The organism is Streptomyces sp. NPDC001796 (assembly GCF_042892355.1).
Lineage (GTDB): Bacteria > Actinomycetota > Actinomycetes > Streptomycetales > Streptomycetaceae > Streptomyces.
Genome location: NZ_JBIAUC010000006.1, coordinates 213,683 through 225,712, shown reverse-complemented (window position 1 = coordinate 225,712; position 12,030 = coordinate 213,683). Strand labels below are relative to the sequence as shown.

Here is a 12,030-nt window from a genome sequence, read left to right as displayed (position 1 = left end):
ACCGAGAGAAGACTGAAGCCTTATGGCTACCACTTCGCTTGACCTGGCCAGGGTGCGCAACATCGGCATCATGGCCCACATCGACGCGGGCAAGACGACCACCACCGAGCGGATCCTGTTCTACACCGGCGTTTCGTACAAGATCGGTGAGGTCCACGACGGCGCTGCCACCATGGACTGGATGGAGCAGGAGCAGGAGCGTGGCATCACGATCACCTCTGCTGCCACCACCTGTCACTGGCCGCTGGAGAACGTCGACCACACCATCAACATCATCGACACCCCGGGCCACGTCGACTTCACGGTCGAGGTGGAGCGCTCCCTGCGCGTGCTCGACGGTGCCGTGACGGTGTTCGACGGCGTTGCCGGCGTTGAGCCGCAGTCCGAGACGGTGTGGCGTCAGGCGGACCGCTACGGCGTTCCCCGCATCTGCTTCGTCAACAAGCTCGACCGCACCGGTGCCGAGTTCCACCGCTGCGTCGACATGATCTCCGACCGTCTGGGCGCGCAGCCGCTGGTCATGCAGCTGCCGATCGGTGCCGAGGCCGACTTCAAGGGCGTTGTGGACCTGGTCCGCATGAAGGCCCTGGTCTGGTCCGCGGAGGCGACCAAGGGCGAGATGTACGACGTCGTCGACATCCCGGCCACGCACACCGAGGCCGCCGAGGAGTGGCGCGGCAAGCTGCTCGAGGCCGTCGCGGAGAACGACGAGGAGCTGATGGAGCTGTACCTCGAGGGCGAGGAGCCCACCGAGGAGCAGCTGTACGCGGCGATCCGTCGTATCACCATCGCGTCCGGCAAGGGCACCGGCACCACCGTCACCCCGGTGTTCTGCGGCACCGCGTTCAAGAACAAGGGCGTCCAGCCCCTGCTCGACGCGGTCGTGCGCTACCTGCCGTCCCCGGTCGACATCGAGGCCATCGAGGGCCACGACGTCAAGGACTCGGAGACGGTCATCAAGCGCAAGCCGTCCGACGACGAGCCGCTGTCCGCGCTGGCGTTCAAGATCATGAGCGACCCGCACCTGGGCAAGCTCACCTTCGTCCGCGTGTACTCCGGCCGCCTGGAGTCCGGCACCGCCGTGCTGAACTCCGTCAAGGGCCGCAAGGAGCGCATCGGCAAGATCTACCGCATGCACGCCAACAAGCGTGAGGAGATCGAGTCGGTGGGCGCCGGCGACATCGTCGCCGTCATGGGCCTGAAGCAGACCACCACCGGTGAGACGCTCTGCGACGAGAAGAACCCGGTCATCCTGGAGTCCATGGACTTCCCGGCGCCGGTCATCGAGGTCGCGATCGAGCCCAAGTCCAAGGGTGACCAGGAGAAGCTGGGTGTCGCCATCCAGCGTCTCGCGGAGGAGGACCCCTCCTTCCAGGTGCACACCAACGAGGAGACCGGCCAGACCGTCATCGGCGGTATGGGCGAGCTTCACCTCGAGGTGCTGGTCGACCGTATGCGCCGCGAGTTCAAGGTCGAGGCCAACGTCGGCAAGCCGCAGGTCGCGTACCGCGAGACCATTCGCCAGAAGGTCGAGAAGGTCGAGTACACCCACAAGAAGCAGACGGGTGGTACCGGCCAGTTCGGTCGCGTCATCATCTCGATCGAGCCGATCGAGAGCGGCGACATGTCGTACGAGTTCGTGAACCAGGTGACCGGTGGTCGTATCCCGAAGGAGTACATCCCTTCGGTCGACGCCGGCTGCCAGGAGGCCATGCAGTTCGGCATCCTCGCGGGCTACGAGATGACCGGCGTCCGCGTCACCCTGCTCGACGGTGCCTACCACGAGGTCGACTCCTCCGAGCTCGCCTTCAAGATCGCCGGTTCGCAGGCCTTCAAGGAGGCCGCGCGCAAGGCCAAGCCCGTGCTGCTCGAGCCGATGATGGCCGTCGAGGTCACCACGCCCGAGGACTACATGGGTGAGGTCATCGGTGACATCAACTCCCGCCGTGGTCAGATCCAGGCCATGGAGGAGCGTGCCGGCGCCCGTGTCGTGAAGGGCCTGGTTCCGCTGTCGGAGATGTTCGGCTACGTCGGCGACCTCCGCAGCAAGACGTCGGGTCGCGCGAGCTACTCGATGCAGTTCGACTCCTACGCCGAGGTTCCGCGGAACGTCGCCGAGGAGATCATCGCGAAGGCCAAGGGCGAGTAACGCACCCCGTTCACACGCTTTAGGCTTGACACCGACCGCCGGGGTTTCAAACCCCCGATTCACCCGGGTGGGAGCGACCCCGGCGGCCGGCACCCCAGCAAAGATCACCTGGCGCCGATGAGTAAGGCGTACAGAACCACTCCACAGGAGGACCCCAGTGGCGAAGGCGAAGTTCGAGCGGACTAAGCCGCACGTCAACATCGGCACCATCGGTCACATCGACCACGGTAAGACGACCCTCACGGCCGCCATTACCAAGGTGCTGCACGACGCGTACCCGGACCTGAACGAGGCCACCCCGTTCGACAACATCGACAAGGCTCCTGAGGAGCGCCAGCGCGGTATCACCATCTCCATCGCGCACGTCGAGTACCAGACCGAGTCGCGTCACTACGCCCACGTCGACTGCCCGGGTCACGCGGACTACATCAAGAACATGATCACCGGTGCGGCGCAGATGGACGGCGCCATCCTGGTGGTCGCCGCCACCGACGGCCCGATGCCGCAGACCAAGGAGCACGTGCTCCTGGCCCGCCAGGTCGGCGTGCCGTACATCGTTGTCGCCCTGAACAAGGCCGACATGGTGGACGACGAGGAGATCCTGGAGCTCGTCGAGCTCGAGGTCCGTGAGCTCCTCACCGAGTACGAGTTCCCGGGCGACGACGTTCCGGTCGTCCAGGTCTCCGCTCTGAAGGCGCTCGAGGGCGACCCGAAGTGGACCCAGTCGGTCCTGGACCTCATGAACGCCGTCGACACCTCCATCCCGGAGCCCGAGCGTGACGTCGACAAGCCGTTCCTGATGCCGATCGAGGACGTCTTCACGATCACCGGTCGTGGTACGGTCGTCACCGGCCGTATCGAGCGCGGTGTCCTGAAGGTCAACGAGACCGTCGACATCATCGGCATCAAGCCGGAGAAGACCTCCACCACGGTCACCGGCATCGAGATGTTCCGCAAGCTGCTCGACGAGGGCCAGGCCGGTGAGAACGTCGGTCTGCTGCTCCGCGGCATCAAGCGCGAGGACGTCGAGCGCGGCCAGGTCATCATCAAGCCGGGCTCGGTCACCCCGCACACCGAGTTCGAGGCGCAGGCCTACATCCTGTCCAAGGACGAGGGTGGCCGCCACACGCCGTTCTTCAACAACTACCGCCCGCAGTTCTACTTCCGTACGACGGACGTGACCGGCGTCGTGACCCTCCCCGAGGGCACCGAGATGGTCATGCCGGGTGACAACACCGAGATGAAGGTGGAGCTCATCCAGCCCGTCGCCATGGAGGAGGGCCTCAAGTTCGCCATCCGTGAGGGTGGTCGGACCGTGGGCGCCGGCCAGGTCACCAAGATCGTCAAGTAAGTTCCGCTTGCTCGATGGTCTGACCCCCTGGGTCAGCTGACCTGAAGAGGCCCGCACGACTTCGGTCGTGCGGGCCTCTTCGCGTTGCGTGCGCAGCACGACCCCGCCCGGTCGCCCTCGCCTCGACGGTGCCCTGGCGGAGCTGATCCCCGAGGCTGTTCGGGGGAACGGCAGGTGTCGTACGGAGAGGCGGGACGGGCGCGGTCCTACCTTCCTGCGGCATGGAGAACCCAATGGCTGCCCCGGGGACCGGACCCAGCAGGCGCAGCACCCTGGCCGGGCTCGCCGGAGCGACGGGGGTCCTGCTGGCCGCCGGATGCACGGCCAAGGACACCTCGTCCGGGCGCGCGCCGGTGGCGGGGGCGTCGGCCTCCGCGACGGCCGAGGTCCCGGCCCCTGGTGCGATGACGCTCTTCGACAACCCGGATTTCAACTTCAGCGGACTCCTGGCGCTCGGCGCGGCCGGTCAGCGCAGCAGCGAGGTGGGCGAGGTGCTCACCGCCGTGAACGCGATCAACAAGGCCGGCCTCTCCGCACAGACGTACGTCCAGACCTTCAGGAACCTCGGCGACCAGCTGATGAAGGCGCCCGAGGGCGGCAGACCCGACCGGGAGACCCGGTGCTTCCGTGCCCTGCGGGCCTCGCAGTACTACGCCCAGGCGCTGTTCTTCGTCCTCGGTTCCAATGACCCCGGCAGCGAGGAGGCGCTGTACCGGGCCGGGCGCGGCGCCTGGGACACCTTCTGCGGACTGTGCGACCCGGCACCGGTGACGGCGAACGTCCCGTACGGAAGGACCCCGCTGCCCGTGTGGCTGTTCCGCCCGGACGCATCGGGACGGCCCCGCCCCACCGTGATCCTCACCAACGGCAGCGACGGACAGAACGTCGACATGTGGACCTACGGCGTGTCCACCGCGCTGGACCGGGGGTGGAACGCCCTCGTGTACGAAGGACCGGGCCAGGGCCGGCTGATCTTCATCGACCAGGTGGTGTTCACCCCGCGCTGGGAGAACGTGGTCAGGCCGCTCGTCGACTGGCTGGTCGCCCGCTCCGACGTGGACACCCGCAGAATCGCCCTCACCGGGCTGAGCATGGGTGGCTGTCTGGCTCCCCGCGCGGCGGCCTTCGAGCAGCGGATCGCGGCCCTGGTGGCGATGCCCGGCTGCCTGGAGCCTTGGCTCGGCTTCCCCCCGGAGCTGCGGAAGATCCTCACCCCGAACAAGGCGGAGACCGACGCGGTCTGGAACAAGCAGGTCGTACCGGAGCTGTCCCCGGCTGACGCGGCGACGTTGAAGAAACGCTTCGAGCCGTTCTCGGCCCCGGCGATGCTGGCGGCCCGCAAGGGAAGGATGTTCACGGACTTCCACACCCCGGCGAGCCTCATCCGATCCCTGACGATCACGGACGTGGTGGGCCGCATCAAGGCCCCCACCCTGGTCCTCGACTACCAGGACGAGCAGTTCTACCCGGGCCAGGCGGCCCAGATGTACGACAGGCTGAGGGCACCCAAGGACTACGTGAAGCTCGCGGCGGCGACGGGCGCCCAACTTCACTGCTCACCGATGGCTCCGCGGCAGCACTGCGAAGTGGTGTTCGACTGGCTGGGGGAGAGGTTGGCGGGAGGCTAGGCGTCCGGGGTCTGCTCGGGACGCGGAACGGGTTCGGTCACTCTTCTTCGAAGATCTCTTCGGCCTTCGCAGCGGTGACGGCGCGGATGAGCCAGCGGCGGAGGACGTCCGGGTCGGTGCAGTCCGTGATGCGCCTGCGAACGTCGTCGGAGACGTCGAGGCCGCGTTGTTCCAGGACGACCAGGATGTCTTCGGCGCGGCCCTGGACGCGGCCCTCGTCGCGGATCTCTTCGGAGATGTAGGACTTGTAGAAGGAGAGGTCCACGGCCACCAGGTTCCTCCAGAGGTGCTTGGCCGGGCGGTTGCTGCGACGAGGGGCCGGAGTGTCAGAGCGGGGAGCTCGGGTGGGCCGCTGCTCATCAGCCGAGGTAAGTGAGCTGCACGACGTAGACCCGTTCGCTCCGCACGACGATCTGGTACGTGAACATGCCGCCGGGAACGGCGACGTCCCCACCCTTCGGATCGTCTTCCTCATGGCTTCGGCCGTGTACGTACAGTGCCTCCGCCGCTCTCAGCACCTCGGCGGCCTCGCGTTCCACCTCGGCGAGGAACGCGGGCGGGGCAGTGCGGGCGGATTCCTCAGCGCCGAAGGCATACTCCCAGCTCCAGCTCAACCGCGTACTGCCTTCATCGCCTCGTCCAGGACCGCGCTCAGCTCCCGCAGGGCCTCACGGGCGACGGCAGCGTCCTCATGCTCCAGGTTGCCCTTGGCGCGGGAGTGCCGGGCGGCGAGGTCGGGGCGGCGAGCGATCTCGATGTCCCTGGCCCAGGCCAGAACCCAGCTCCGCACCGGGCTAAGGGACTGCCACTCAACGGCCTTGGCGAACGCTTCGTCCTTCGTGCGCTGCATCTCCGGCAGACGCCCGGGATCGACGACGGAGAGGGCGGCCCGCAGGGCGTCCGGGGTCTGCTCGGGGCGCGGGACCAGCTCGTGTCCGTGATCGGCCTGCGTGCTCATGGAGTCCTCCCGGGAGTGCATTGGCCAGGTTAGTCGGCCGGGACGCCTGCGGTACTGGGGCGCGAACATTGACGCTCATTTCTCCTGGTCAGGGGATGGACGAGGGGTCGGTATCGGTTGGAGTGCCAGTCGAGTCGGCTGTTGCTGTGCGGCAGTCGCGGCAGCGTGCTCCGGGCTCGGGTGCGTGGAAGGCGCGGTCGCAGCCCTCGCAGTTCTGGAGGGGATGCCGGGCGGGTAGCGGCTCGGTTGGTGCGCGGAACGGGGGTGGGGGCGGCAGCTGGACGGCGAGGCGGTGGGCCAGGAAGGCGGCCGGGCGGCGCAGGCCCTCGGGTGGGAGGTCGGTGGTCAGCGCGTGGCGTACGGCGGTGGGGGGTACGTCGCGTTGCAGCCAGGCGGCGACTCCCGGGGCCAGGTGAGTGGTGTCGCAGGCGCTGAGCAGCAGGCGGGGGTCCTGCTGATGCAAGGTGGCGAGGAGGTCGGTGGCCGTCCGGAGGAGGGTGGGGGAGGGGTACGCCGGCTGGGGGACGGGCGGGAGGGGGTGCTTCTTGCGTGGTTCGCGGGGCTTGCTGTGGGAGGTGTGCTCCGCGGGGGCCGACTCCGCAGGTGCGACAGATTTCCCGGGAGTGTTGCAGTTCGGCGGGTCCACCATCCCTGTGGAGGCGACCGCAACGGGTGCCTGGGCGGGCTTCCGGTGTTGCGGGGCCTTCGGTTGGTTGCAGCTGATGGTGCGGGTGACGATCCGGCCGGTGGGGGTGCGTTCGCGTACGCGGCGCAGGTAGCCGTGGGTCTCCAGCTCGCGCAGTCCGGCGGCGATGCGGTCGCGTCCCTCCGGGAAGCGTTCGGCGAGCGTCTTGATGTCCACGGGGGCGTTGCTCGGCAGGGACTGGATGTGCACGGCCAGCGCGATGGCGACCAGCGACAGTTCCGGGTGCTGGGCGAGGTGGTTGCCGATCACCGTGAAGCGGGTGGTGTGGCGGGTGTTCTCGTGGATGACGCCGTAGGCGCTGCGGCGGGCACGCGTGCGTGCATTCGCCCGGGAGTGGGGTTCGTTCGCGGCAACGGCTGACTGGGCGTGCGGGGGCACGCTAGGGTCGGGGGTACCCATCGGGAAGCCCTACTTCCTCGGTGGCCAGGCCCTCGATCGGGATCGCTACTCCCGGCCGGGGGCCGATGCATGTGTGCGGCTGTTTGCGCTGAGAGTAGGGGAGTTGGGGGCCGCGAATTCCAGCCGAGCCGGGGATGTTCACCCGCCCGAGTGAGCGTGAGCCTCGGGCGGAGGGGTGGGGCTTGGCGGGGTCGTTTCTACCCCGGGTTCTTTGAGTGGGAATCGCCTGCGCCACCGCGGCCCGTAGGGGCGGGTTCCGGCTCTGAGCAGCGCAGTTCCGCCCATACGGTCTTGCGCGGGAAGCGGTCCTCCCGTACGCCCCAGCGGTCCGCGAGTGCGTCCACGAGGACCAGGCCCCGGCCGGACTCGGAGCCGGCGGCCGGCTCTCGGAGCTGGGGGAGCCGTTCACAGCGGGTGTCGGTGACCTCGATGCGGAGCGTGTCGCCGACCACGTAGAGGGTGAGGCGGAAGTCCCGTCCCCGGACGCGGCCGTGGGTGACCGCGTTGGCCGCCAGCTCGGCGACGACATGGCCCGGTGCCTCCAACGGCATTCCCCAGGTCCGCAGTTGCTCCGTTGCCAGGAGCCGGGCGAGACGGGCCCCGCGCGGGGTCGAGGAAAGCAGCACGGTGAAGTTGCGGATGGCGCAGTCGAGTTGGGCGGTGGATTCGGCGGTTTCCTGATTCACATCACTCAGAGTGGCCGTACCTGCCTACTGTGAACAGTGACGACGCCGTTGCGTACGGTGACTGTCCGGAGGTTGTCCGGTGGTGTCCGGGCTGTCGGGAGAGGGAGGGGCGCGGGATGCTCGTGGACGGTGAAGCCGGTCGGCTCAAGGGGGAGGCCGACGAGCCTGGGTGGGAGGTGGATCCGGACGACGAGTGGGGCCTGGCGGTGATCGCCACCGTGGGGAGGCAGCTGAAGCTGCGGCGCGAGGCGGTGGGGATGCGAGCTGCCGACTTCGGGAAGGCCGTCGGGTACGGCGAGGACCTGGTCTACAAGATCGAGGGCGGGAAGCGAATTCCTCGGCCCGAGTATCTGGACAGGGCGGACGAGGTGCTCGGGGCGGGTGGCTTGCTCTCGGCGATGAAGGAGGACGTGGCCAAGGTCCGATACCCGAAGAAGGTGCGGGAGCTGGCGAAGCTGGAGGCGCAGGCCGTCGAGATCGGGGCGTACGTCGGGCTGAGCGTTCACGGCCTGTTGCAGACCGAGGAGCATGCCAGAGCACTGTTCGAGGCGCGCCAGCCTCCCTACTCGGAAGACGAGGTGGAGCGCATGGTGGCTGCTCGCATGGCACGGAAGACGATCTTCGAGCGCTCTCCTGGTCCGTCGCTCAGCTTCGTGCTGGAAGAGGCCCTGCTGCGACGCCGCGTCGGAGGCACAATGGTGCGGCGTCGCCAACTCGAACACCTGCTGGAGGTGGCGCAGTTGCGCAACGTGACCTTCCAGGTGATGCCGACGGACACGGACGCCCACCCCGGAGTGGACGGCAAGATCGAGGTGTTGAAGTTCGCTGACGGAACGGCCGTGGGACGCTCGGACGGCGCGTTCAACGGCCGCCCGATCTCCGACCCGAAACAGCTCCGGATCCTGGAACTGCGCTATGGCATCATCCGGGCCCAGGCTCTCACGCCAGACGAGTCGCTCGCGTTCATCGAGCAAGTACTAGGAGAAGCATGATCCCCGAAGCCTCCGCCGGAGACACCTCCAAGCTGGCGTGGTTCAAGAGCAGCTACAGCGACGGGACCGAGGGCGACTCCTGCGTCGAGATCGCCATAGCCCCGCTCACCATCCACGTCCGCGACTCCAAGAACCTCGGCGGCCCCCAGCTCGCGCTCACGCCGTCCGCCTGGACCGGCTTCGTGATGTACGCCTCGAGAGGCTGAGCCGTGCGCCTGGAGCAACCGTGAGGACGGTGTCGGTTACCGAGGTCAGGGCACGGCGTTCGTCGTGACCGATGGCGCCGCCCCGGTCCGCGGCGTCGGTGTGGGCGGCTCGGGCTGAGACGGCCGTTTCCGGTCGTGGGCCGTGATGGCCTGTCGCAGCCGGGCCAGGAGGGCTCCGCGGCCCGCGCCGAGTTCGGGGGCCTGGCCGGACGGGGCCTCGGCGATGGCCGACTCGACGGCGATGCGCGTCTTCTCGGGCTCTCGTCGGTAGCGGACGCCGGAGACGTTGGCGCGGTTGGCCACCTGCATCCACGTGATGTCCTGGCCCGAGTGCTCGACCCGCAGAAGCTTGCCGAAGAGCCACTCACGCCTGCTCCTGCCGACGAACAGCACCCGCTGGGCGGTGACCACCAGCGTTCCGGAGTCGCGTACGGCGACGTCCTGACCGCCTGCGGAACGCTCCACCATCTCGGCGTCGATCACCCACCACGCCGACTCGCCGCGCTTCCGCTTGCCCCAGTCCGCCGGCCATCCACTGCCGGTTCCTTCGCCGTCCCCCAACTCCGCCGCGAACTCGGCGAGTTCGACCAGCCTCTCGCGCTCTTGCTCCCATGCCCGCAGCTCGCGCTCGTACTGCTCTGCCGCGCGCCTCGCCCTCCGGGCCTCACGGGCGGGTCGAGTGCGGCGGTGGACGTACCAGGCCGCAACGAGCAGTGCGAGGACGAGGAGCACCTTCACCAGCAGCACCAGCCACTCGGCCGTGGTCAGCTGGTCGTCCACCGCGACGTTCAGTTGCTTGGTCGTGGTGTTGCCGTACGCGTCGGTGGCGGTGACCCTGACCCGGTAGGTGCCCGCGGTGAGCGCCTTGATGACGGTCGCCGCGTGCCCGGTCGAGGTGAAACCGTCGTGAGCGCCGGAGCCGTACGCCACCGTGACCTCGGCATGTTCCTCGGTGGTCACGGTGAGGGACAGGTCGCCGTGAGCTGCGCGATCGCTGTCCGACGTGACCTTCACCGCCGGGGAAGCGGTGTCGACGACCAGGTTCCGGCCCACCGTACGGCCGGTCCGTCCGTATGGGTCGGCGACCGTGACGACCGGTGCCGGGTACCGTCCGTCCGCCATCGGTGTGCTGATCGTGGCCAGGCCGTCCCCGTCCGTCGTGAAGACGCGGTCCACTGCGTCACCGACCGTGAGGCGGCCCTTGCTGCGCGGCGGGGCCGTGACCGTGAACCGCACCTGGTCCGAGCCGCGTGCCCGGTCGGCGCTCAGGCGCGGGGTGAGGGCATAGAGGTCGACGCGCACGCTCCGCTCCGCGCGACGGACGTTGCCCGCCTCGTCGGTCACTGCCAGCCGGGCGGTGTAGCTGCCGTTCGGCAGGACGAGACCCGCGTCCGAGAGATGCCCGTCGCTGCCTACGGTGCCGGTGATCCGCTCCTTGCGGCCCGAGACGGTGAGCTCGTACGCCGCACCCGCCTCGGAAGCGAACGCGACCCGAGAAGTCGCGGTCGCCGCGTCCGGATCCGCGACGGAGAAGCCACTGATGGCCGGAGCGTCCGCGTCGATGTCGATCGCGATGTCGTCGGACTCGTCGCTGGTGTTGCCGGCGGCGTCGGTGGCCGTGACGGTGTACGTGTGTGAGCCGCTGGCGGCAGTGAAAGTGACCGTCTGGGCGCTTCCGGTCGCCGTGGCCTTCGCGACGGTGCGACCGGCGGTGCCGTACTCGTCGGTCTCCGTGACCTCGATCCGCGCCCCCCGCTCGGCGGTGACCGTCAGGCTGACCCTGCCGCCTTTGCCTGCGTGCGGCCGGGCGACCTCGGGCTGACGGGGGGCCGTGATGTCCACGGAGGCGGAAGGATCGCTACCGTCCGACCCGCCGCAGTACGTGTCGTACCCCAGATCTCCGCACACGTACGAGCCGGTGTCCGAAGGACACGAATGCCAGCGGTGGCATCCATCGCGGTGTGCCTCGGCCGTGACCGGAAGCAGCCCCAGCATCAGTACGGCAGTGCCGATGACCATACTGGTACGCGGCAGCCATCTGCCGGATCCGCGCAGCCTCGATGTCATGTTGTACCCCCACCCCAGCGCATCCCCATGCGCTCCGTGTTCAGCAGCCGGCACAGAGTAGAGCGGAGATGAGTAGGGCTCCACTGCGGCCGGGACACCGTTACCGAGGTGAGAGCGGCTGGTGGCACCTGGGAGGCTGCTTCGAGGGGGCGGTCAAGGCACGTGGGTTTGACCCACGTCACCCCGGGGGTATTCTCTCCGGCCCGATTGGCCAGGCCCCCGCCCCATATGGCAAACTGTCGGAGTTGCTCGGTCGAGTGTTGATGCTGCGCGCCTCCCGCCGGGAGGACCGGAAGCGAGTCCCACAGTACTCGTCGTCCTAACTGCCTCACGGCAGCGCTGGGGCGGACGTACGGGAATCTTCCGGGAAGCGTGGGCGCGGCGCCGACCAGGCGCCCGGTGGGCCTTTCGGTCCCGGTCGGTGCGGTTCGCAGGGCCGTGCGCAATCCCGCAGGGATGTTCGAACAAGGGACATCTGTGTCAGCGGGAGCGCGACACGCCCGACCGCGTGGGTCGGAGACCGAGGTAGAGAACGCCGGGTTCCAGAGCGTAAGAGAGACAGGACTACGAAGTAGCCATGGCGGGACAGAAGATCCGCATCCGGCTCAAGGCCTACGACCACGAGGTCATCGACTCCTCGGCGAAGAAGATCGTCGAGACGGTGACCCGCACTGGTGCGTCGGTCGCGGGCCCGGTGCCGCTGCCCACTGAGAAGAACGTGTACTGCGTCATCAAGTCGCCGCACAAGTACAAGGACTCGCGCGAGCACTTCGAGATGCGCACGCACAAGCGCCTGATCGACATCCTCGACCCGACCCCCAAGACCGTTGACTCTCTGATGCGACTCGACCTCCCGGCCGGCGTCGACATCGAGATCAAGCTCTGAGG

At 68.3% G+C, this 12,030-nt stretch carries 11 protein-coding genes and 1 pseudogene; 6 read left to right on the top strand and 6 right to left on the bottom strand.

Translation table 11 applies throughout. The annotated features are described in order from the left end of the window. Positions 1–22: 22 nt before the first annotated feature. From fusA to ACFYZE_RS15170, 3 genes are all read left to right on the top strand, one after another. Complete coding sequence (gene fusA, locus ACFYZE_RS15180; RefSeq protein WP_388992914.1) at positions 23–2,149, top strand: elongation factor G; 2,127 nt, start codon at positions 23–25, stop codon at positions 2,147–2,149. 157 nt (positions 2,150–2,306) lie between these two features. Then, complete coding sequence (gene tuf / locus ACFYZE_RS15175; RefSeq protein ID WP_103841183.1) at positions 2,307–3,500, top strand: elongation factor Tu; 1,194 nt, start codon at positions 2,307–2,309, stop codon at positions 3,498–3,500. Positions 3,501–3,733: 233 nt separating this feature from the next. Beyond that, on the top strand, positions 3,734–5,128 hold the full coding sequence (locus ACFYZE_RS15170) for an alpha/beta fold hydrolase (protein WP_388992911.1): 1,395 nt from the start codon (positions 3,734–3,736) through the stop codon (positions 5,126–5,128). A 37-nt stretch (positions 5,129–5,165) separates the two neighbouring features. Here the strand turns inward: ACFYZE_RS15170 and ACFYZE_RS15165 are convergent. From ACFYZE_RS15165 to ACFYZE_RS15145, 5 genes and pseudogenes are all read right to left on the bottom strand, one after another. Then, positions 5,166–5,432 (bottom strand): annotated as a pseudogene (locus tag ACFYZE_RS15165) (hypothetical protein); the annotation flags it as partial. Positions 5,433–5,487: 55 nt separating this feature from the next. After that, positions 5,488–5,742, bottom strand: coding sequence for a hypothetical protein (locus tag ACFYZE_RS15160; RefSeq protein ID WP_388992909.1), 255 nt, complete (start codon positions 5,740–5,742; stop codon positions 5,488–5,490). Next, on the bottom strand, positions 5,739–6,086 hold the full coding sequence (locus tag ACFYZE_RS15155) for a hypothetical protein (protein ID WP_388992906.1): 348 nt from the start codon (positions 6,084–6,086) through the stop codon (positions 5,739–5,741). The genes ACFYZE_RS15160 and ACFYZE_RS15155 overlap by 4 nt, the downstream gene beginning before the upstream one ends. Before the next feature lie 88 nt (positions 6,087–6,174). Beyond that, positions 6,175–7,191, bottom strand: a complete 1,017-nt coding sequence (locus ACFYZE_RS15150) for a helix-turn-helix domain-containing protein (RefSeq protein ID WP_388992903.1) — start codon at positions 7,189–7,191, stop codon at positions 6,175–6,177. Positions 7,192–7,388: 197 nt separating this feature from the next. Next, a complete protein-coding gene (locus ACFYZE_RS15145) occupies positions 7,389–7,886 on the bottom strand; it encodes an ATP-binding protein (protein WP_388993472.1) in 498 nt (165 codons plus the stop codon). Positions 7,887–7,993: 107 nt separating this feature from the next. Here ACFYZE_RS15145 and ACFYZE_RS15140 point away from each other — a divergent pair, with 107 nt between their 5' ends. After that, on the top strand, positions 7,994–8,869 hold the full coding sequence (locus ACFYZE_RS15140) for a helix-turn-helix domain-containing protein (protein WP_388993469.1): 876 nt from the start codon (positions 7,994–7,996) through the stop codon (positions 8,867–8,869). Further along, complete coding sequence (locus ACFYZE_RS15135) at positions 8,866–9,075, top strand: DUF397 domain-containing protein (protein WP_388992900.1); 210 nt, start codon at positions 8,866–8,868, stop codon at positions 9,073–9,075. Before ACFYZE_RS15140 ends, ACFYZE_RS15135 begins: the two co-directional genes overlap by 4 nt. Before the next feature lie 45 nt (positions 9,076–9,120). Here the strand turns inward: ACFYZE_RS15135 and ACFYZE_RS15130 are convergent, their stop codons facing one another. Next, on the bottom strand, positions 9,121–10,917 hold the full coding sequence (locus ACFYZE_RS15130) for an Ig-like domain repeat protein (protein WP_388992897.1): 1,797 nt from the start codon (positions 10,915–10,917) through the stop codon (positions 9,121–9,123). Positions 10,918–11,719: 802 nt separating this feature from the next. Between ACFYZE_RS15130 and rpsJ the strand changes: the two genes are divergently transcribed. Next, complete coding sequence (rpsJ, locus tag ACFYZE_RS15125) at positions 11,720–12,028, top strand: 30S ribosomal protein S10 (protein WP_003948644.1); 309 nt, start codon at positions 11,720–11,722, stop codon at positions 12,026–12,028. Positions 12,029–12,030 lie beyond the last annotated feature (2 nt).